The organism is Pleurocapsa minor HA4230-MV1 (genome assembly GCA_019359095.1).
Lineage (GTDB): Bacteria > Cyanobacteriota > Cyanobacteriia > Cyanobacteriales > Xenococcaceae > Waterburya > Waterburya minor.
Window position 1 is genome coordinate 531,887 of sequence record JAHHHZ010000036.1, and the last position, 24,570, is coordinate 556,456.

A 24,570-nucleotide genomic window follows, 5' to 3' on the forward strand; every position below is an offset into this window, starting at 1 on the left:
AGATGGAATTTAGCCTACTATACTTTTCTGGAGACGGATCGACAACCCAGAGAAATAAATACGATCTCTTGCTCGAAACAGTTAAATACGGAGACACTCACGGGTTTCAAGCAGTGTGGACTCCAGAGCGTCATTTTCACCCTTTTGGCGGACTTTATCCCAACCCTTCGGTCATAGCTGCTGCTTTAGCAACAGTAACTAAAAATATCCAACTGCGATCGGGTAGTGTTGTTATGCCTTTACAAAATCCCGTCAGGGTGGCGGAAGAATGGGCAGTAGTAGATAATCTTTCTGATGGTAGAGTGGGCATATCCTTTGCTTCTGGTTGGCACGCGGATGATTTTTTATTGCAACCAGATAATTATAGCGATCGCCGACAAGCGATGTGGTCAGGAATAGAAGTCTTTAAACAGCTTTGGCAAGGGGAAAAAGTCGAATTTTTAGGAGGAACAGGAAAACCTGTAGGAATTCAAACTTTTCCTCGACCAATACAAGCTCAAGTCCCAATTTGGATTACTTGCGGTGCCAATGAAACTTTTATTGAAGCTGGTAAAATTGGCGCGAATGTTTTAACTTCTTTGCTGTATGAAACTACCGATAATTTAGCCAAACAAATAGCTCTTTATCGTAATTCTTTAGCTGAACATGGTTATGATGCTCAACAAGGAAAAGTAGCTTTGATGCTCCATACTTTTATTGGGGATGATGAAGAATCGATTAAAATCCAAGTTAAAGAACCTTTTTGTAATTATATTAAAACTCATTTTGGCTTAGTTGAAAAATTGGCAGAAAAAATTGATTTTCCTGTTAGTTCAGATACATTTACTGAAGACGATCGCACCTGTTTATTTGATTTTGCTTTTGAGCGTTATCTACAAGGAAGAGTGATGATTGGCACTAAAGAAACTTGTAGTCAAACAATCGAACATCTAGAGCAAATTGGCGTAGATGAAATTGCTTGCTTAATTGATTTTGGTTTAGATTCTGCTTCGGTGATGAACAGCTTGTCTAAACTCAAGAATTTAAAAGAAGAATATCAAAACAAACAATTACTTAGACAATATTCAGCTTTAAGCTATTTTTAAAAGCGATCGCAGATGTAAAAAATAAGAGCGAGTCTGACAATATTATTGAGTTGACTAATTTATCATGAGTAATATAGCTAAAAGAATTGCTGCACTATCTCCAGCGCAAAGGAAACTTTTGGAGTTGCGGTTAAAACAAAAACAAATAAACTTAGGAACAAAAAGTTCAATTTCTCAAAGAAAAGCATCAGATACTTTACCATTATCGCTAATGCAAGAAAAGTTGTGGTTTGGACATCAATTACAACCAGACTTACCTTTATATAATGAATTAAATTTATTTAAGCTTGTAGGTAATCTCGATCTTGTTGCTATAGAAAAAAGTATTAACAAAATTATTCAGCGTCATGAAATCTTACGGACTACTATTAAAACTATTAATGAGCAAGTAACTCAAATTGTTGCTCCAGAATTAAGCATATCTGTACCCATTATAGATTTGAAACAAGATTCAGAAGCTGAAATTCAAAAAATAATTAATAACTATTCTCGGCAACCCTTTAATTTAGAAAAATTACCATTACTCAGAAGTATTATTATTTCTCTGTCAGAACAAGAACATCTGATGCTGGTTGTTATGCATCATATTATTTCTGATGGTTGGTCTTGGGATATATTTTGTCGGGAATTAGCAACATTTTATCAAGCTTTAGTTAATAATCAAACTACGACTTTACCAGAACTACCAATTCAATATGGAGATTTTGCTCTTTGGCATCACCAATTTATTCAAGACAAAATTACACCACAGCTAAATTACTGGAAACAGCAACTAAAAAATATACCACCAATTTTAGAATTACCGACAGATTATCCTCGTCCTGCTAAACAAAGTTTTCGAGGTGGTCGAGAAACATTTATTATTCCTAATAAACTTACTAAAAGTCTAAAAGAATTAAGCAAACAAGAAAATGTAACAACTTTTATGTTGTTGTTGGCTGCATTTAAGACTTTACTTTATCGTTATAGCCAAGAGACAGATATTGTAGTTGCTACTCCAGTTGCCAATCGCGATCGCACTGAGATCGAGAATTTAATTGGCTGTTTTATTAACACAATTGTTTTAAGAACTAATCTAGATGGCGAGCCGAGTTTTTCCGAATTATTACAACGGGTAAAAGCAACAACTTTAGCAGCATATAATCACTCAGATTTGCCCTTTGAAGAGTTAGTTAAAGAATTAAATATAGAGCGATCGCCATCTACTAATCCTTTATTTCAGGTAATGTTTATTTATCAAGAAGCACCACTATTAAGTTTAACCTTACCCGATTTAGAAATAACTCCTTTACCTGTAGATAATGGGATTAGTAAATTTGATTTGACACTGTATATCGAAGATACTCAAGCAGAATTAATTGGATTTTTAGAATATAGTAGCGATTTATTTCGTGAGGATACGATTCAAAGGATGTTGGCAAATTTTCAGACTTTATTAACCGAAATTGTCGCTAATCCTGATACTAATCTCGATCGCTTACCGTTGTTAACAGCATCAGAAAGAAACCAGCTGTTAGTTGAATGGAATAATACTCAAAAAGATTACCAATTAGATCTATGTCTGCATCAGTTATTTGAAGAACAAGTAACTAAGACACCCGATGCAATAGCAGTAGTCTTTGAAGATAAACATCTTACCTATGGCGAACTCGATCATCAAGCAAATCTGTTGGCTGGTTACTTGCAACAGTTAGGAGTAGGCAAAGATGTTTTAGTCGGTATTTATTTAGAACGATCGCTCGTGGTAGTTGCCCTTTTGGCTGTCCTCAAAACAGGCGGTGCATACGTACCTCTCGATCCTACTTATCCTCTAGAGCGGATCGACTTTATGGTAGAAGATGCGAAACTGGAGATAATACTTACCCAACAAAAATTACGGGGACATTTAGCTACAGATCGCCTAAAAGCCATCGAACTAGATACAGACTGGGAAACTATCGCCCAACACAACCTAACTCCAGCCGAGTCCAAATTCCAACCAGAATCATTAGCTTATGTAATCTACACTTCAGGTTCGACAGGAAAACCGAAAGGAGTACAAATCGGTCATGTTCAGGTGGTTAACTTCTTAACTTCCATGAGTTGTCAACCAGGATGCGATCGACAAGACATACTTTTAGCCGTTACCTCCATATCCTTTGATATCGCCGTACTAGAAATTTTTCTCCCCCTAATAGTCGGTGCCAAAGTGATTTTAGTTAGTCGGGAAGTAGCTTTAGACGGTCAAAAACTGCTATCGGCATTAAATCGATATAACCCTACAATCATGCAAGCCACACCAGCTACCTGGAAGTTACTCTTAGAAGCAAGATGGCAAGGTAGCGATCGCCTTAAAATACTTTGTGGTGGGGAAGCCTTAAGGAAAAACTTAGCGCAACAACTACTTGCTAAAGCGGCATCTTTATGGAATATGTATGGGCCGACAGAAACTACTATTTGGTCGGCGATTGAACCCGTACAACCAAATTTAACCGACAACTCTATTCCCATTGGTCGTCCTATTGCCAACACACAATTTTACATAGTCAACGATCTCCTCCAACCTTTACCCATTGGCGTACCAGGAGAACTGCATATTGCTGGTATGGGTGTTGCTCAAGGCTACTTAAATCGTCCCGAATTAACCGCAGCAAAATTTATTCCAATCCTCCCTCAATCCCCCCTTAGTAAGGGGAGGCAGCGCGTTGGGCGGGTTTCCCGACTTGAAGCGAATGCCGTGGGTAGGGGGGATCGCCTCTATAAAACGGGAGACAAAGCCCGATACCTAGCGGATGGCAAAATTGAGTATTTAGGCAGAATCGATCACCAAGTCAAAATTAGAGGTTTTCGGATCGAGATCGGCGAAATTGAATCAGTTTTAGCTCAACATCATGCTGTAGGTGAAGTGGTCGTTATCCCCCAGGAGGATGACTTTCAGCCTAAATCCTTAACAGCTTATATCGTGTTTGGTTCAAAAACCATACCTACTGTTAGGGAACTTCGTTGTTTTCTGCGCCAACAGTTGCCAGAATATATGATTCCCAATGCCTTTGTGGCGATGGAAATGCTACCTTTAACCCCCAATGGCAAAATCGATCGCCGTGCTTTAACTCATGCCAATGTCGTACCGATGGGGAGTCAAGAGAACTATACTGCTGCTAATACCACTACTCAAGAGATACTGGTAGGAATTTGGGGGCAAATTCTTAATTTGGATCGAGTAGGCATTGAAGATAACTTTTTTGAATTAGGGGGACATTCTTTATTAGCAACTCAAGTAATTTCTCAGGTAAGAAAAACTTTTCAAGTCGAAATTCCTTTAGGAGAACTATTTTCTGCACCAACAATCGCGCAATTTTCCCAATGTATAGAAACGACAATAAATAACGAGTCTTCGTTAGAATTTATCCCTATAAAACCAGTTGCTAGAAATAGTAATTTACCGCTTTCTTTTGCTCAACAAAGACTATGGTTACTCCAACAATTAGAACCTGATTCTACTACTTACAATGGTTCTAATGCTTTACTAATAGAAGGTATTTTAAACTTAGAAGCACTTACCAAGAGCATCAACGAAATTATTAGACGACATGAGATATTACGGACGAATTTTGTCTTAGTCGATCATCAACCAGTTCAGAAAATTAGCTCCGAACTCAAGATTTCTCTGGCAATTATAGATCTACAAAATTTATCGGCAACAGAACGTCAAGCAGAGGTGCAAAAATTAGAAAAAATTGATGCCCAACAACCATTCGCTCTTACTGAAGCACCTTTATTAAGACTGACTCTTTTACAGCTAGAAGCAGAGAAATATATGCTGTTGGTGACTATGCACCATATTATTTCCGATGCTTGGTCAGCAGGAATATTTATCAAAGAAATATCGGCACTTTATCCAGCATTTTGCCAAGGAAAACTATCACCACTACCAGAATTACCAATTCAATATGGAGACTTTGCTATCTGGCAACAACAATGGTTACAAGGGGAAGTTTTAGATCATCAATTAGCTTATTGGAAGCGTCAGTTACAGGATGCTAAAACAAGCTTGGAATTACCAATAGATAAACCCTGTCGAGAAGGAAGTTCTATTGGTAAGCAATATAATTTGGCTCTAACTAGTGAAATATCTCAGCAACTAGAAATTTTTAGTCAACAACAAGGAGTCACTTTATTTATGACTCTACTAACAGTTTTTAATACCTTACTTTATAGCTATAGCCAACAAGAAGATATTTTAATCGGTTCTCCTATTGCTAATCGAAATCGTAGTGAAGTTGAAGGATTAATTGGCTTTTTTGTTAATACTTTGGTTTTACGGACTGACTTATCTGACAATCCAACTTTTAAAGAATTATTAATAAGAGTTAGAGAAATTGCCTTGAATGCATATGCTCACCAAGACTTACCTTTTGAGAAATTAGTATCAGAATTACAACCAGAACGTTATCGCGATCGCTCTCCTTTATTTCAAGTCTGGTTTGTCTTGCAAAATGCGCCTGCTGCTGAACTTAAACTATCAGGATTAAATTTAAGTTTATTAAATGTAGAAAGTGGCATAGTACGTCACGATCTTAAATTAGATTTGACTAAAACTGAGTCTGGTATTAAAGGCTTTTTTGAATATAAACAAGACTTATTTTCTGAAGGTGCGATCGCCACTATGATAGCCAGATTTCAAATATTAATTAGTTTAATTCTCAAACAACCAGAACTTAAGTTAAATGAGTTACGACAAGTTGTTGTAGAAACTGAACAAGAACAGCAGAAAGCTCAAAGCGATCGCTTTAAAACTAAGCAAATTCAGCAATTAAGTAAATTTAAAAGAAAAGTAATAAGTAATGGGTAATGGGTAATAGGTAATAGGTAATAGGTAATAGGTAATAGGTAATAGGTAATAGGTAATAGGTAATGGGTAATAGGTAATAGGTAATGGGTAATGGGTTAGAGCTTAGTTTTAGAGGAAATACAGGGATGATTAATCTAAAAAATATTAATAGAAAATCAGTTAATTTTACTTCAGAAAATTTAATCAAAACAGAATCTATTAGTTTGGATAGGCGATCGCCTTTAGTAATTGAACCTACTATTAGTGAACTAGATTTAATAACCTGGGCTGATAATAATCGTAACTGGATTGAAAGTAATTTACTTAAATATGGAGCTTTACTATTTCGCAATTTTAAATTGAACAGTGAAACAGATTTCGAGAAATTTATTCAGGCTATTTCAGGAGAATTACTCGACTATTCTTATCGTTCTACACCCCGAACTTTAGTCAACGGAAAAATTTATACTTCTACTGAATATCCCGCCGAACAATTTATTCCTCTACATAATGAGATGTCTTATACCCGTAATTGGGCAATGAAGATTTGGTTTTATTGTATTCAGCCAGCAGCAAAAGATGGAGCAACACCAATTGCCGATAGTCGTGAAGTATTTAAGAAAATTCCGCTGCAAATTCGGAAAAAATTTATTGATCGACAAATTATGTATGTCCGTAATTATGGTAGGGGATTAGATTTAGATTGGCAAAATGTTTTTCAAACTAACAATAAAGTCGAAGTAGAAAATTATTGTCGTCAGGCTGGAATTGAATTTGAATGGCTCAACGAAAATCATTTAAAAACCCGTCAAGTTTGCCAAGCTATTGCCACTCATCCCATAACTAAAGAGATAGTTTGGTTCAATCAAGCTCATTTATTTCATGTTTCTAATTTACCTTTAACTGTTCGAGAATCTTTACTATCAATGATGTCAGAACAAGATTTACCTCGTAATGCTTTTTACGGAGATGGTACACCTATAGAAAATTCAATTATCGAAGAAATTAATGATATTTATCGCCAAGAAGCAATTATTTTTACTTGGCAAACAGGGGATATTTTAATGCTAGATAATATGTTATTTGCTCACGGCAGAAATCCTTTTAGTGGTTCGAGAAAAGTTTTAGTTGGAATGGCGTAACATTTAAGATTAAATATGGAAAGTTTAACTATTACGGGATTTGAAATCTCTCCGCAACAAAAAAATCTTTGGTTATCATGTTTAGCAAAAGAAAGACAAGTTTATCGAGTTACAGGGACAATTTTAATTGAAGGTAATTTAGAGCAAATAATTTTAGAAAAAGCGATTGAGAAAGTTATTCAAAATAATGAAATCTTAAGGACTGGTTTTCAAGCGATCGCGGGTTTAACTGTTCCCGTTCAAATCATTTGTAATCGAGATAATTTTGACTTAAAGTATTATGACCTGATTAATTATGAGATAACAGATCGGCAAGATAAACTTGAAACAATAATTTTTGAACTCAACCAAACTGAATTCGATTTAGAACAGGGTATTGTTTTTTATGCCAGTTTAATTAAATTAGAGCGAGAAAAAAATATACTAGCGATCGCGATTTCTGCGCTTTGTGCAGATGCAGTATCTTTTCACAATTTAGTCCAAGAAATTAGTCAAGCGTATCAAAATTATTTAGCAGCGAAAGAAATAGATCATGAGTCTTTACAATATGCCGATTTAGCTGCTTGGCAAAATGAATTATTAGCAGCACCAGAAGCTGAAGTTGGTCAACAATATTGGCAAGCTAAAAATTTATCTGACTTGGTTATTAATAAACTGCCGAGAGAAAAACAAGTTGATGGTCAACTAGAATTTATTCCCAGATTTATTGAGCTTAATCTTAATCTTAATTTAGTTAACGACATCAAGCAATTAGCTGAAAAATATGATACTTCTGTTGCTACTCTATTAATGACTTGTTGGCAGATATTATTATGGCGGTTAAGCGAAGATAAACAGATTACAATTGCTACTTGTTTTGACAATAGAAATTATCAAGAATTAGAGCGAGTTGTTGGATTATTAGCTAAATATATTCCGCTCAATATTAAATTAGAAGAAGACATAACCTTCTCTCAAGTATTAGATATAGTAGCTCAAGAGATTGAAGAAATTAAACAATGGCAAGAATATTTTAGTGGAACACCTAATCATTTATCTTTGCCTTTTACTTTTGAGTTTAATTCTCAAATAAATAAATATCAGCTTAATTATTTAACCTTTACGATTCAAAACTTATCAGCCTGCATCGATCGCTTTAAAGTAAAACTTGCTTGTTACTCTTATGCTGAGTCTCTCTCAATTCAATTACATTACGATGCCAGTTTATTCAATCAAGAAGATATTCAATGTTTAGGTTGGGAATTTAAAACTTTATTAGAAAGTGTACTAGATAATCCCAAAACTGCGATTGATAAATTAAATATTCTCAGTCCTCAAGAAAGAGAACAACTATTAATTAAATTTAATCAAACCGAGCCTCTGATTCCTCCTCATCAATGCTTACATCATTGGTTTGAAGCCCAGGTAAACAAAACACCAAATGCGATCGCAGTTATTTTTGAAGATGAACAATTAACCTATCAAGAATTAAATAACCAAGCCGATCGAATAGCTAATCATTTAAGATCTTTAGGCGTTAAACCAGAAACCATTATTGCCCTTTGTGTCGAACGTTCTTTAGCTATAGTAACTGGAATTCTGGGCATTCTTAAAGCAGGTGCTGCTTATTTACCTCTAGAACCTAATTTACCTTCCGAAGCATTAAAATTTAGATTGCAAGATGCTCAAGTATCACTAGTATTAACCCAAAAACACCTACAAGAAAAAATCGAATTAGATGTAGCTACCACTCAAAATAAAATACCAATAATCTCTCTCGATCAAGATCTTCAATCTACCCCTAAACCTTCAAACCTCTATCCTCCCAAAGCCAACAACCTCGCCTATGTTATTTATACCTCTGGTTCGACAGGAAAACCCAAAGGAGTTGCGATCGAACACCGACAAATAGTTAATTATCTCAGTGGTGTTTTAGCTAAATTAAACATACCAGAAGCTGCTAGTTTTGCTACAGTTTCTACCTTCGCTGCTGACTTGGGTAATACTTCTATTTTTGGTGCTTTGTGTACTGGTGGCTGTTTGCACATTGTTGCCGAGTCCAAGACTAGCGATCCTCTTGCTTTAGCCGATTATTTTAATCAGCATCAAATTGACTGTCTCAAAATTGTTCCTTCGCACCTATCTGCTTTACTAACATCCGCCAATGCCGAAAAACTTTTACCCCGTCAACGCTTAATTTTGGGTGGTGAAGCCTCAAGCTGGGAATTGGTTGACAAGGTACATAAACTAGCCCCAGATTGTCAAATCTTTAATCATTATGGCCCAACGGAAACTACTGTCGGGGTATTAATTCATCAAATCGATCCAATTAAGGCAAACAGTCGTCTAAGTTGGAGGGCAAACAGCCGTTTGCCCCTACTGGGTAATCCTTTACCAAATACACAAATTTATATTCTCGATCGACATCAACAACCTATGCCGATTGGTGTCCCTGGTGAAATTTATATTGGTGGTAGTAATGTTGCCAGAGGATATATCAATCAACCTGAATTAACCGCTGAAAAATTTATTTCGATCCCCCCTACCCACGGCAGGCGCTTCAAGTCGGGAAACCCGCCCAACGCGCTGCCTCCCCTTAGTAAGGGGGGATTGAGGGGGGATCGCCTCTACAAAACAGGAGATAAAGCCCAATATCTACAGAACGGTAAGATTGAATTTTTAGGCCGCATCGACAATCAAATTAAACTACACGGTTATCGTATCGAACTAGAAGAAATAGAAACAGTAGTGCGTCAACATCCTCAAGTACGAGATGCAGTCGTAATCGTAAAAGAAAATTTGAGTCATAAATATCTGGTCGCGTATTTTGTTTCTGAATCAGAAATAAGTCAGGAATTACCTATTTTTTTAAGTAATAAACTACCTCAATATATGTTGCCTTCCCATTTCATCAAACTAAAGGCATTACCACTAACATCTAATGGGAAGATCGATCGCAACAGTTTACCATCACCAGAGACAATTAATTCACAATCATCAGCGTTTGTTGCCCCTTTAAATCCAGTAGAAACGGCCTTGGCAAAAATCTGGGCAGAACTTTTAGGTCAAGAAAAAGTTGGTATTTACGACAATTTTTTTGAATTGGGTGGGGATTCAATTATTAGTATTCAAGCTATTGCTAAAGCTAATCAAATCGGTTTGCGTTTAACTCCTAAGCAAATTTTTGAACATCAAACTATTGCTCAATTAGCTCAGGTTGTTCAAGTTAATCACAGTCTGGCAGAACAAGGTTTAATTAAAGGTTTAGTGCCTTTAACTCCAATTCAACATAGCTTTTTCGAGCAAAATCTACCTGAACCCCATCACTGGAATCAATCTATTTTATTAGAATTAAAACAGAAGATTGAACCAAAACAGTTAGAAGAAGTAATTAAACATTTATTACAACATCATGATGTATTGCGATTGCGCAGCGTGGGCTTCGCCCAATCGCATTTTAATCAACAAGCTGAAGTATGGCAAAGTGAAATTACTGAATCATTGCCAGAAATATCATTAAATATCATAGATTTCTCTGATCTTGCTGAAGATAAACAAAAAACTGCGATCGCTAAAAAAGCAACCCAAATACAATCCAGCTTGAATTTATCAGCAGGCAAACTAATAGAAATAGGATTATTCAATTTAGGTAAGAATCAACCAAAACGCTTATTAATTGTTATTCATCATTTAATTATTGATGGTGTTTCTTGGCGCATTTTATTAGAGGACTTACAAACTGCTTTAACACAAATAAATCAAGGTAAAGTAATACAATTACCAGCCAAAACAACTTCTTTTAAACAATGGGCTGAAGGTTTACCAGAATATGCACAAACAGCCAAAGTTAAGGCTGAATTAGATTACTGGTGTTGTGAGTCAAGACAAAAAATTAAGCCTTTACCAGTGGATAATGCAGATGGTATCAATACAGAATCTTTCGCCCGTACTGTATCCGTATCTCTCAGCGCAAGAGAAACTCAAACCCTATTACAAAAATTACCCGCAGCTTATCATACTCAAGTCAATGATATCTTGCTGGCTGCTTTGGCAAAAGCTTTTACTCAATGGACGGGCGAATTTCAACTATTAATTAATTTAGAAGGACATGGACGAGAAGATATTTTTGCTGAGGTAAATTTATCGCGGACTATAGGCTGGTTTACTACTATTTTTCCAGTACTTTTGGACATCAAAAAAGCTAATTCAAATGATGAAGTTATCAAAACAATTAAAGAACAATTGAGTCGAATACCCAATCGCGGGATCGGTTATGGAGTTCTTCGTTATCTCAGCCAAGATCGAGCAATATCTCAAGCTTTAATAACTATGCCTCAAGCAGAAATTTGTTTTAATTATTTAGGACAATTCGATCGTACATTAGCCAATTCTGATTGGTTTAAATTAGCTTCAGAATCAGATGGTATAAACCGTAGCTTATTAGGTAAGCGTCGTTATTTATTTAATATTAATAGCTATATTCTTGACAATAAATTGAAACTAGATTGGATTTATAGTTCTCAAATTCATCGAGAAGAAACCGTCTTAAGTCTAGCCGAATCATATATCGAAACCTTAAAAGATTTTATGCACCAGAAATCCTCCAAAAGAACAGAATTTACCTCATCAGACTTTCCCCAAGCCAATTTAAATCAACAACAATTAGACCAATTTTTAGCAACTTTGGATTAAATAAAGGGCTTAGAGCTTAGAGCTTAGAGCTTAAAGCTTTTTGATAAATAGTAATGTTTAGCAATCAATAATTAAAGTGATGAATAAAGAAAATATTGCCGATATTTACGAACTATCCCCTCTACAACAGGGTATTCTTTTCCACAGCATCTGCGAACCCGAAACAGGAGTTTATTTTATTCAGCTTTGCTATCGTTTACGCGGCAATCTTAACGTCACGGCTTTTGAACAAGCATGGCAGCAAGTAGTAGCTAGACATACTGTTTTACGTACTGGCTTTTATTGGGAAAAACTAGAAAAACCTCTACAAGTGGTTTATAAACAAGTTCCAGTTAGTATTCAGCATCATGATTGGCGAAATGAAACAGATTTTAAAAATGATCAAAAATTAGCAGCTTGGTTAGCAAAGGATCGACAAGAGGGTTTTAATCTTGCTCAAGCACCTGTGATGCGCTGGCATTTAATTCAGCGTGGTGAAGATGATTATTACTTTGTGTGGAGTAAACACCATTTAATTTTAGATGGTTGGTCAACAGCATTAGTTTTAAAAGAAGTCCTTGAGATCTATCAAAGTTTGTGTCAAGAAAAATCTTTTGCTTTAAGCGATCCCCTTCCATATAGCAATTATATCGGTTGGTTGCAACAACAAGACTTATCTAACGCTCAAGAATTTTGGCGAAAAAATCTGCAAGGAGTTAAAAATCCGACTTCTTTGGAAATTAGACTAGGAGAAGAAGAGAGTGCAAGACAAGGAGAACTTTCCTTAAAGTTATCTCATTCGACTACAGCAAAATTACAATTACTGGCAAAAGAGAATCACTTAACTTTAAATACTTTAGTTCAAGGTGCTTGGGCATTACTGTTAAACCGCTATACTAGCGAAACAGATCTAGTTTATGGAGTAACGGTTTCTGGTCGTCCTACAAACCTAACTGGGGCAGAATCGATGGTAGGATTATTTATTAATACTCTACCCGTGCGAGTACAAATCGAAGCTGAAGATTCCCTAATTAGTTGGTTAAAACAGCTACAAACTCAACTATTAGAAATTCGTAACTTTGAATCTAGTCCTTTGGTAGAAATCCAAGGCTGGAGTGAAGTACCGCGAGGCTTGCCTTTATTTGAAAGTATCGTAGTCTTTGAAAACTATCCTGTAGATCGAGTTTTACACCAGCAAGAAACTTTAACAATTGAGAACGTTACCGCTTTTGACTATACCAATTACCCTCTTACAGTGACGGTGATACCAGGGGAAGAATTAGCAATTGCGATCGCTTATCAAACTAATTGTTTCGATCGTGCTACTGTATCTAGAATGTTGGGACATTTACAAACCTTACTCGAAGGAATGGTAATTAATCCCCAAACCAAGCTAGTAGATTTACCCCTATTAACAGCCACAGAACAATCTCAACTATTATCATTCAATCAAACTTCAACTACAATTGCTGAAAACAAACTTCAACAGTGCATTCCTCAGCTATTTGAAGCACAAGTAACCAAGACACCTGATGCTGTAGCTGTAGTCTTTGAAGATTCTCAGTTAACTTATCGAGAATTAAACAGCAAAGCTAATCAATTAGCCCATTATTTACAACAAAATGGCGTAAAATCAGAGATTATCGTCGGTATTTGCTGCGATCGTTCTTTGGAAATGGTGATCGGACTTTTAGGTATCCTCAAAGCTGGTGGTGCTTATCTGCCGATTGATCCAAGTTACCCTTCAGAACGAATTAAGTTTATTGTCGAAGATGCAGAATTAAATCTTATTCTGACGCAACAACATTTACGGGCTAGTTTATCTTTTCATCAGGCACAACTTATCTGTCTCGATACAGACTGGGAAAACATAGCCCAACAAGATTGCAATAACCCGATTAATAACGCTACTCCTGAATCTTTGGCTTATGTAATCTACACATCTGGTTCTACAGGTACACCCAAAGGTGTGATGAATACCCATCGAGGAATTTGTAACCGTCTGTTGTGGATGCAAGAAGCCTATCAATTAACCGTTGATGATTCCGTCTTGCAAAAAACTCCGTTTAGCTTTGATGTCTCGGTCTGGGAATTCTTTTGGACTTTAAGCACAGGCGCACGTTTAGTAATTGCTAAACCAGGAGGACATCAGGATAGTGCTTATTTAGTCAAACAAATATCGCACCATAACATTACTACTATACATTTTGTGCCTTCAATGCTGCAAGTCTTTTTAGAAGAATCAGAAGTAGAAACCTTAACTAGCCTCAAACGAGTTATTTGTAGCGGGGAAGCCTTATCAGTTGCCTTACAACAAAGATTTTTTGACAGATTTGCCAGATTAAATAGTGAACTGCATAATCTTTATGGCCCAACCGAAGCAGCGATCGATGTTACTTACTGGCAATGCCGTGCTGATAGTAATTTAAACATAATCCCGATCGGTCGTCCTATTGCTAACACGCAAATATATATATTAGATCGACATCTTCAACCTCTACCCATCGGCGTACCTGGTGAAATACATATTGGTGGTGTTGGTGTTGCTAGAGGTTATTTAAATCGTCCCGAATTAACTAAAGAGAAATTCATCCCCAATCCTTTTACAGTTAACAATCAACAAATCTACAAAACAGGAGACAAAGCCCGCTATCTTCCCAGCGGCAACATTGAATTTTTAGGACGCATTGACAATCAAGTAAAACTGAGAGGTTTTCGTATCGAACTCGGGGAAATTGAAGCAATATTAAATCAACACTCTTTAATCAAAGAAAATGTCGTTATTCTTCGAGAAGATAACCTAGAAGACCAAAAATTAGTCGCTTATATTGTTACCCTAACAAACAGCCGTTTACCTTTACCAGAATTACGCAACTTTTTAAGAGAAAAACTACCAGAATACGCTATTCCTTCTGCTTTCGTATTTCTAGAACAACTCCCTATATCAGCCAACGGCAAAATAGACAGAAAATCCTTACCAATACCGACAGAAATATTCGATTCAACTAATAACTATACTCCGCCGACAAATGCGATCGAGGAAATTTTAGCTGGAATTTGGGCAAAAATTCTCCAGCGACAACGAGTTGGCATTTACGATAATTTCTTTGATTTAGGCGGACATTCTTTACTAGCGACTCAAGTTATCTCTCGTATTCGTGAAGCTTTTGCCATTGAACTACCGATACGCTGTTTATTTGAATCACCTTCGGTAGCCCAATTAGCCGAAACTTTAATTATTAGGGAAAACCAACCAGGAATTATGGAAAAAAGAGCGCAAATTCTCAAAAAACTAGAGAATATGTCTCCAGAACAAGTAAAACAACTACTTCAGCAGAGAAAAGCAACATCTAAAGCAACTTTAAGATAAACCCTTTACGTGAGTAATTGTTGTCCGCAGGTAAACGAAGATGAGTTTAGAAAATACCAGAAATATGAATACAATAGATCTACAAGATGACTTTTCTGCCGAAAAACTAGAATTATTAGCATTTTTGCTAGAAGAAGAAGGAATAGAAGTATCTGCCACAGAAACTATTACTCCTCGTAAAACTAACGATAATTTATCTCTTTCTTATGCCCAACAACGTCTGTGGTTTCTGCAACAGCTAGAACCAGATAATCCTTTTTATAATATTCCTTCTGCTTTGGGTTTGCGGGGTTGTTTAAATGTACCTATCTTAGAAAGTTGTTTTAATCAAATTATTCAACGCCATGAAATTTTACGCACGAAATTCACTAGCATTGATGGACAAGCAACGCAGATAATTACTCCAGAATTAAATATCACCTTACCAGTTATCGATTTAAGTAACCTGCCAGCTAAGGAAAGAGAAACAGAGGCAAGAAGATTAATTAATCTTGAGGCACAAACCCCGTTTAATTTAGAAATACCGCCTTTACTACGAACTTCTTTACTTCGTCTCGATGAGGCAAAGTATATCTTACTCTTTACCATGCACCATATTGTCAGTGATGGTTGGTCAACAGATATCTTGGTGGGTGAAGTAGTTACGCTGTATGAAAGTTTAATTAATCAGCAGCCTTCAACATTACCCGAACTTACTATCCAGTATGCCGATTATGCAACTTGGCAACGACAATGGTTACAAGGAGAAGTATTAAACCAACAACTCAATTTTTGGCAACAGCAACTAGCCGATATTCCTTCAATTTTACCTTTACCTCTAGATAAACCTCGACCTCATATTCAATCTTATCGAGGTACAAAACAAACTTTTGTAATTTCTCCCGAATTAACGAACGCCCTGAAAAACCTTAGCCAGCAAGAAAATTGTACTTTATTTATGATTTTGTTGGCAGCATTTAAAGTGCTGTTATATCGCTACACTGCTACCGAAGATATAGTAGTCGGTTCGCCTATAGCCAATCGCAACCGTACAGAAGTCGAAGCTTTAATTGGCTTTTTCGTGAATACTTTGGTGTTGCGGACAAATTTAGCCGATCATCCTAGTTTTTTAGCAGTATTAGCCAGAGTCAAAGATTGCACTCTATCAGCTTATGCCAATCAAGATGTACCCTTCGATTTAATTATAGAATCAGTAAAAAGCGATCGCAGTCTGAGTCATACGCCTTTATTCCAAGTCATGTTTGTGCTGCAAAATGCCCCGCAGTCAAATATGGAACTACCAGACTTAACCTGGGAATCTTTAGAAATAGAAGCTACAACTACCAAGTTCGACCTAAGCCTGTTAATTGAAGAAACTGCCACAGAATTAAAGGCTTGTTGGGAATATAGCACCGATTTATTTAATCCTGACACCATCAGCCGTTTGAGTGAACATTTTCAGACGTTGCTATCTGGTATTGTCGCTAACCCAGAACAATCTATTACTCAACTACCTTTGTTGACAGCTAAAGAACAACAATTACTGGTAGAGTGGAATGCTACTCAAGCTGAGTATCCCTTAGATAAATCTATTCATCAACTGTTTGCCGAACAAGTAGTCAAGTCACCCGATGCTGTGGCTGTAGTATTTGAAGATTCTCAGTTAACTTATCGAGAATTAAACAGTCAAGCTAACCAATTAGCCCACTATTTACAACAAAATGGCGTAAAACCAGGGATTATCGTCGGTATTTGCTGCGATCGCTCTTTAGCAATGGTTGTCTCTTTGCTAGCCGTTCTCAAAGCAGGTGGCGCATATTTACCCCTAGATCCTAGCTATCCTCCAGAACGTTTGCAGTTTATGGTGGAAGATAGCAATTTAGCCGTCTTATTAACTCAAACCAAGCTATTAGATTTATTCTCTAATTCTCCAGCCAAGATTATTTGTCTCGATCGAGAAAAAGACAAAATCGCTCAAAATTCTGCTGTTAATCCAGTTAATAGCGTTACTCCTGAGAATTTAGCCTACGTCATTTATACATCAGGTTCGACGGGGAAACCCAAAGGTGTCATGATTCCTCATCGCGCCCTTACTAACCATATGCTATGGATGCAAACAGAATTACCCTTAAATTCATCAGATAAAGTTTTACAAAAAACTCCCTTTAGTTTCGATGCTTCTGTCTGGGAATTTTATGCACCTTTATTAGTAGGTGGGAGATTAATTGTAGCCAAACCAGATGGACATCAAGATCCGAGTTATTTAACTGAGTTAATCATTCAAGAACAGATTACTATTCTACAATTAGTCCCCTCTATGCTGCGAGTATTGTTAGAAGAAGAAATCGATAACTGTAAATCTTTACGCAGAGTATTTTGTGGCGGGGAAAATTTACCTGGGGAATTACAACAACGTTTTTATCGCCAATTTAAACACTGTGAATTATATAATCTCTATGGCCCTACTGAAGCTACTATCGATACTACCTATTATTTATGTCCCCGACAAACAGAACCGATTAATTCTATTGGTAAACCCATTAGTAATGTTCAAGTTTATATCTTAGATGCTGATTTACAACCAGTACCCATTGGCATTCCAGGAGAAATTTATATAGGTGGGGCAGGTTTAGCGCAAGGATATATTAATCAGCCTGAATTAACCGCCGAAAAATTTATCCCCAATCCTTTGAAAAATCCTGTAAGGGCGAATGGCCATTCGCCCCTACAAAATCTGAAATTATACAAAACAGGAGACAAAGCCCGCTATCTCCCTACCCTAAAGGGTAGCGCTTCGCATAACGGAAATATAGAATTTTTAGGCAGAATCGATCATCAAGTAAAACTGCGGGGTTTTCGGATTGAATTGGAGGAAATTGAAACCAAACTAGAACAACATCCCAAAGTTAAACAAGCTGTAGTTGAAGTTAAAGAAGATGATAATCGTCAGCGTTTAATTGCTTATCTGATCGGGGCAAATAATATTTCACTGGCATCGAAGGAATTGCGTAGTTATTTACAAGATAGGCTGCCAGAATATATGATTCCTGGGGAATTTGTCTGTTTAGAATCTTTCCCCTTAACACCTAACGGCAAAATAGATCGCCACGCTTTACCGATACCAAAAATAACAAGCGATCGCGAATTAAGCGCAACTCCCCGTAATCAAATTGAATCTACTCTAGTCAATATTTGGCAGGAGGTTCTACAAGTAGACAATATCGGCATTCACGATAATTTCTTTGAACTCGGTGGTGATTCTATTATGAGTCTGCAAGTCATTGCTAAAGCGAGAAGTGCAGGTATACAACTTACTCCGAAACAGATTTTTCAATATCAAACTATTGCCGATTTAGGGACAGTAGCCAATACAACTAATACAACTACAACCCAATCAGCAGAACAAGTTTTAGCTACGGGTGTTATCCCTCTAACTCCGATTCAACAGCGATTTTTTGCCCAACAATTTACGGATTCTCATCATTGGAATCAATCAGTAATTTTAGAAGTAAATGATTGTAATCCCAAGTTATTAGAACAAGCCATACAACATCTCTGGGAACATCATGATGTATTGCGATCGCGCAGCGTGGGCTTCGCCCAATCGCATTTTGTAGAAAACAATTCTGGTTGGCAATGCGAGGTTTCAGTTATCAGTCATCAGTTATCAGTACCACAAGGGCATAACATCATCAGTTATCAGTTATCAAAACTATCTCAGGATCGGCAAAAACAAAAAATAAAAGCGATCGCATCTCAATTACAAGCTAGTTTTAATTTAAGTCAAGGGCAATTAATCAAAATTGTTTGGTTCGATCTAGGTAAGCATCAATCTAGCCGATTGCTAATTATTGCTCATCATTTAATTATCGATGGGGTTTCTTGGCGAATTTTACTGGAAGATTTAGCCACTGCTTATCAACAATTAAGCCAAGGGGAAACGGTTAAACTACCAGCTAAGACTACTTCTTATAAGTATTGGGCGGAACAATTGCAAACATACGCCCAGTCTGAAACGGCGATCGAAGAATTGGATTATTGGCTGAATTTATTACAGGTAACAGATCATAGAGATAAGTTGAAAATTCTACCTGTAGACTTTCCTCGCGGTGAAAATACCGTAGCAGCCGAAGTTACTTTATCGGTGAGTCTTACCCAAGAAGAGACACAAGCCCTGTTATCGGAAGTTCCATCGGCGTATCAGACTCAAATTAATGATGTTTTACTCACTGCCTTAGTGCAAGCTTTTCAAGAGTGGACGGGTAGTAATTCTTTGTTAATCGAACTAGAGGGACATGGTAGAGAGGATATCTTAGATAATATCGATTTGTCGCGTACAGTAGGCTGGTTTACGACTATATTTCCAGTTTTATTGGATTTAGGCAATAATTCTCATCCAGGGGAAAGCTTGAAAACCATCAAAGAACAATTGCGTAGTATTCCTCAGCGAGGGATTAATTACGGTGTACTGCGCTATTTAAGCCATGACGCATCAATTAGAGAAAAGCTAGAAAACTTGCCCCAAGCAGCAGTTAGATTCAACTATTTAGGGCAAATAGACCAAATAACTAATAATTCATCTTTATTTCAACCTGCAAACGAATCTACTGGAGATAATCAAAGCCTGAGAGGACATCGAGATTGCTCGATCGAAATTAATAGTGCGATCGCCAATGGTCAATTATTCCTAGATTGGACTTATAGCCAAGAATTATATCGAGAAACCACCATGCAACAACTAGCTGAAGGATTTATTGAGAAACTGCGATCGCTAATATCCCATTGTCAATCTCCAAACTCTGGAGGCTATACCCCATCAGACTTTCTCCAAATGCAATTCGATGCAGCCGAACTAGATTTATTACTTTCCGAACTCGATAGTTGAGGGCGATTAGCCAATCACCCCTACAAGTAATTAATCACAATCATCAAACTAACTATGAACCAAAAAAATATTGAAAATATCTACCCGATGACACCCATGCAGGAGGGCATACTGTTTCATACCCTGAATGCACCCCAAACGGGAATTTATGTAGTTCAAAGTGGCTATCAATTTAATCACCAAATTAATTTATCTGCTTTTAAACAAGCTTGGCAACAAGTAATTAACCAGCATTCTGTTTTACGAACTTCTTTCCATTGGCAACAACATAAAGAACCATTCCAAGTAGTATACAAACAAGTAGAACTACCTTGGTCAGAATATACGCTAGCAGACGAGGAAGAATTAGCAACTTGGTTAGAAAAGGATCGCCAAGCAGGTTTTAATCTCAACCAACCACCTCTAATGCGCTTGAGTTTGATTCATTTAGACAACAATACGGATCAGTTTATCTGGAGTTGTCACCATTTAATTTTAGATGGTTGGTCTACAGCATTGGTATTAAAACAAATATTAGATAGTTATCAAGCAATTGTTAGAGATGAAATTTGCTCTTTAAAACCTACTCGCCCCTATGGAGACTATGTAGCTTGGTTACGACAACAGGATTTATCTCAAGCTAAGGCATATTGGCAAAGAACACTTAAAGGGTTTACTACACCTACTCCTCTTGTAATGGGGGAATGCCCTAAAGGACTCGCTTCGCGTCGGGGAGATAGGGAACTGGGGAAATGGGGAGAAGAATCACTAAAACTCTCTTTAGAAACTACGACTGCTTTAAAATCTTTAGCCAAAGAACATAGATTGACTGTAAATACTATTTTACAGGGTGCTTGGGCATTGCTGCTGAGTCGATATAGTGGCGAAGAAGATGTTGTGTTTGGTGCGACTTCTGCTGGTCGTCCGCCGAATTTGGTAGGATCTGAATCGATGGTGGGTTTATTTATCAATACTTTACCAGTTCGAGTTCAAGTAGCTGCTAATGAATCTTTAATTCCTTGGTTACAAACACTGCAAAGCCAACAAATTGAAGCGCAGCAATATGAATATACTCCCTTGATCCAAGTACAACAATGGAGTGATGTAGCAAAAGATTCACCACTGTTTGCCAGTATTTTAGTTTTTGAAAACTATCCTGTCGATACGGCGATCGCCGAATTTGGGATCGAAATGGAGATTGAAGAGACTCAATCGGTAGAATCGACAAGCTATCCCCTAACTATTTCCGCAGGCTTGAGGGATGAGTTATCTTTAGAAATTTTATACGATCGCAACTTTGATGCTGCTACTGTTCAGGGAATACTGAGACATTTAGCACATTTACTGGAACAGTTTATTACCGATCCTGAAGCTAATTTAGTAGACTTATCTATTTTAACAACTGCCGAAAAACAGCAAATATTAATTGATTGGAATAACACCCAAGTTAATTATCAAGATAATCTCTGTATTCATCAATTATTTGAACAACAGGTAGCTAAAACCCCCGATGCTGTAGCAGTAATTTTTGAAGAAGAACAATTAACTTATCAAGAATTAGATCGACGCGCCGAAGAGTTAGCGGGTTATTTGCAAAATATCGGTGTAAAACCAGAAGTTATTGTTGGTATTTGTCTAGAACGTTCTCTAGAAACAATTATTGCTATTTTAGCTATTTTGAAAGCTGGTGGTGCATATCTGCCCCTAGATTCAGCTTATCCTCAACAACGCTTAGATTATATCCTTGAAGATGCCCAAATTTCTCTGATACTGACTCAGAATCATTTACAAGCCAAAATAAAATCTTGTCTAACTGTTACTCAAAACAACATTCAAATAATTTGCCTCGATAGTAATCTTCCATCTATTTCTACATCCTTACAATCAGGGCGCAAGCCCTTCGGGTTCGACAGTTTGCTTATGTCGGTGAAACCGCCCACCGCAACTGTCTCACCTTGCGCCCCTACTTCCGATAATCTCGCCTATGTAATTTATACCTCTGGTTCAACAGGAAAACCCAAAGGAGTTGCGATCGCTCATTCCTCTCTCGTCAATTTTGCCCAAGCAGCAGTACAAGAATATGAAATTACCCAAAGCGATCGCATTTTACAATTCGCCTCGATTAGTTTTGATGCTTCAGTTGAAGAGATTTATCCCTGTTTAATTGCAGGAGGGACATTAGTTTTACGCAGTGAAGAGATGGGCTACTCTCCCTCATTGTTACTAGAAAAGTCTCGTGACTATGGCATGACTATTTTAGATTTACCGACAGCTTTTTGGCATTTACTCACGGCGGAATTAGAACAAAATCCTCAATTACAATTACCCGAATCAATTCGCTTAGTCATTATTGGTGGCGAAGTAGTCAATCCCGACAAAGTAGCAAGCTGGAATCGATTAGTAGGAACATCTTGTCAACTAATTAATACTTATGGCCCTACAGAAGCTACAGTTGTAGCTACAAGTTATAAAATTTCCCATCAGATCGATAACTTAGCTACCATCCCGATTGGTAAACCATTGCCCAATCTACAGACTTATATTTTAAATAAAAACCTACAGCCAGTTGCGATCGGCGTACCTGGAGAATTATATATCGGTGGTATTGGTGTCGCTAGAGGTTACTTAAATCGCCCCGAATTAACTAAAGAAAAATTTATCAACGTCGGGGCGTTTCACGTGGTCAAGGCGAACGGTGAGGCACTTGCGGTGGGCGGGTTTCCCGACATAAGCAAAGTGCCGAACCCGAAGGGCGGTTCGCCCCTACAGAATGGAAAATTATACAAAACAGGCGACAAAGCCCGCTATCTCTCGAACGGTAACATTGAATTCTTAGGACGCATCGATAATCAGGTTAAAATCAGGGGTTTTCGCGTTGAATTGGCAGAAATCGAAGCAATACTTAGTCAACATCCTACAGTTACACAAGTAGCAGTAGCTTTAAAACGGGATGCTAATAATGAAAGTAAATTAATTGCTTATTTAGTATTAAAAGAAAATACTACTGAACAAGTAGCTACTTTTAAGAATTTCCTACAACAACAACTACCTGAATATGCTATCCCCTCAGCATTTATCTTTTTAGATCGCTTACCTATGACGATTAATGGTAAATGCGATCGCGATAATTTACCAACACCAGATTTAGTAGCTACAACTACAGCAAATTACATTGCGCCTCGTACTGCTAATGAGCAAAAAATGGCTGACATTTGGCAAGAGGTTTTAGGTGTACAGGTGGGAATTTATGATAATTTCTTCGATCTAGGGGGACATTCTCTATTAATAGTGCGTTTATTTGCCCGTATCCGTAATGTATTTAAAATCGATTTACCTTTTCAGTTTTTGTTTGATGCACCTATTCTGATTAATTTTGTGGGAAAACTAGAAAGTTTCCAGACACAAGAAGAAACTGAGACACAAACTTTAGATTTAAAACAAGAAGCATTTCTAGATTGCACTATTTCTCTACAAAATTCCCAATTTCAATACCCCAAGGTAATTAATAATATTTTCCTAACGGGGGCAACTGGTTTTCTGGGCGCATTTTTGCTAGCCGAACTTTTACGACAAACTGAAGCGGATATTTATTGTTTAGTACGTGCCGATAATTTGGCAGAAGGTAAACAAAAGATCGAGCAATCTTTAGTTAATTATCTTCTCTGGCAAGATGATTTTATTGCCAGAATTATTCCCGTTTTAGGCGACTTATCTCAGCCATTTTTAGGACTTTCAGATGCAAAATTTCAATCTTTAGCAACAGCGATCGATCTTATTTATCACAATGGTGCTTGGGTACATCATGCTATGCCCTATTCAACTCTCAAAGCAGCTAATGTTTTAGGTACTAAGGAAATCTTGCGCTTAGCTAGTACAGAAAAAATTAAACCCGTTCATTTTATTTCGACAATTAGTGTCTTTTCTGGAGTTAATAATTCTGGCAGTCAGGTAATTTCAGAAATAGCTAAAATTGATAATTTTGCTGCCCCAGAAGGCGGTTACGTTCAAAGTAAATGGGTTGCCGATAAATTAGTTAATCTTGCTCGCGATCGCGGTTTACCTGTTATTATTTATCGCCCTGGGGGGATATCGGGAGATAGCACAACGGGAGTGTTTAATCCTCATGATTTCTTATACAGATTATTAATTGGTTGTATCGAATTGGGTGCTATTCCTCAAGGGGACTTTTTAGATAGTTTAATGCCTGTAGATTATGTCAGTCAGGCGATTGTTAGTATTTCTCGGCAACCAGAATCTTTAGGTAAAGCTTTTCATTTAGTCAATCGCGATCGCTTAGATTTTAACATCCTCACTAATTTAATTCGTGCTTTTGGTTATGAATTACAAGAACTTAATCAGGATCGATGGCAAGCTAAATTGACAGCAATTGCCGAAAATCAGCTAGAACATCCTTTATATCCTTTGATTTCTCTATTATCTTCTGACAAGGATTCTGGGAATGCACCACCTTTACAATTCGATTGTCAGAATACACTGCAAGCTTTAGCCAAGACTGGAATTTCTTGTCCAGCAATGGATGAGAAGTTACTGCGTACTTATTTGTATTATCTCAGTAAAAACGGCTTTTTAAAACCCATTCGACAACCTGCAATTTGAGTAAGGGCGATTCGCCCCTACCCATTACCCATTACCCATTACCCATTACTCTG

At 37.1% G+C, this 24,570-nt stretch carries 7 protein-coding genes; all 7 read left to right on the plus strand.

What is annotated here, in order from left to right; all coding sequences use genetic code 11:
- The first annotated feature begins 2 nt into the window (after positions 1-2).
- The 7 genes from KME09_26330 to KME09_26360 all read left to right on the plus strand — a co-directional run bounded on the left by KME09_26330 (position 3) and on the right by KME09_26360 (position 24,517).
- Positions 3-1,085 (plus strand): LLM class flavin-dependent oxidoreductase, encoded by a 1,083-nt coding sequence (locus KME09_26330; protein ID MBW4537459.1) that lies wholly within the window; start codon positions 3-5, stop codon positions 1,083-1,085.
- A gap of 64 nt (positions 1,086-1,149) precedes the next feature.
- On the plus strand, positions 1,150-5,916 hold the full coding sequence (locus tag KME09_26335; protein ID MBW4537460.1) for an amino acid adenylation domain-containing protein: 4,767 nt from the start codon (positions 1,150-1,152) through the stop codon (positions 5,914-5,916).
- 83 nt (positions 5,917-5,999) lie between these two features.
- Entirely contained in the window at positions 6,000-7,037 is a 1,038-nt protein-coding gene (locus KME09_26340; protein ID MBW4537461.1) for a TauD/TfdA family dioxygenase, read from the plus strand.
- Positions 7,038-7,052: 15 nt separating this feature from the next.
- Entirely contained in the window at positions 7,053-11,708 is a 4,656-nt protein-coding gene (locus KME09_26345) for an amino acid adenylation domain-containing protein (protein MBW4537462.1), read from the plus strand.
- A gap of 79 nt (positions 11,709-11,787) precedes the next feature.
- Positions 11,788-15,057, plus strand: coding sequence for an amino acid adenylation domain-containing protein (locus tag KME09_26350; GenBank protein MBW4537463.1), 3,270 nt, complete (start codon positions 11,788-11,790; stop codon positions 15,055-15,057).
- A gap of 40 nt (positions 15,058-15,097) precedes the next feature.
- Positions 15,098-19,921 carry an amino acid adenylation domain-containing protein gene (locus tag KME09_26355; protein ID MBW4537464.1) on the plus strand — a complete coding sequence of 1,608 codons (4,824 nt, stop codon included), beginning with the start codon at positions 15,098-15,100 and terminating at the stop codon, positions 19,919-19,921.
- 54 nt (positions 19,922-19,975) lie between these two features.
- A complete protein-coding gene (locus KME09_26360) occupies positions 19,976-24,517 on the plus strand; it encodes an amino acid adenylation domain-containing protein (GenBank protein MBW4537465.1) in 4,542 nt (1,513 codons plus the stop codon).
- Positions 24,518-24,570: the final 53 nt, after the last annotated feature.

What these genes read in the sequence shown, in the direction of transcription:
- KME09_26330 (MBW4537459.1), top strand. Translation starts at nt 3, where the DNA reads ATGGAATTTAGCCTACTATACTTTTCTGGAGACGGATCGACAACCCAG.
- KME09_26335 (MBW4537460.1), top strand. Translation starts at nt 1,150, where the DNA reads ATGAGTAATATAGCTAAAAGAATTGCTGCACTATCTCCAGCGCAAAGG.
- KME09_26340 (MBW4537461.1), top strand. Translation starts at nt 6,000, where the DNA reads ATGGGTAATGGGTTAGAGCTTAGTTTTAGAGGAAATACAGGGATGATT.
- KME09_26345 (MBW4537462.1), top strand. Translation starts at nt 7,053, where the DNA reads ATGGAAAGTTTAACTATTACGGGATTTGAAATCTCTCCGCAACAAAAA.
- KME09_26350 (MBW4537463.1), top strand. Translation starts at nt 11,788, where the DNA reads ATGAATAAAGAAAATATTGCCGATATTTACGAACTATCCCCTCTACAA.
- KME09_26355 (MBW4537464.1), top strand. Translation starts at nt 15,098, where the DNA reads ATGAGTTTAGAAAATACCAGAAATATGAATACAATAGATCTACAAGAT.
- KME09_26360 (MBW4537465.1), top strand. Translation starts at nt 19,976, where the DNA reads ATGAACCAAAAAAATATTGAAAATATCTACCCGATGACACCCATGCAG.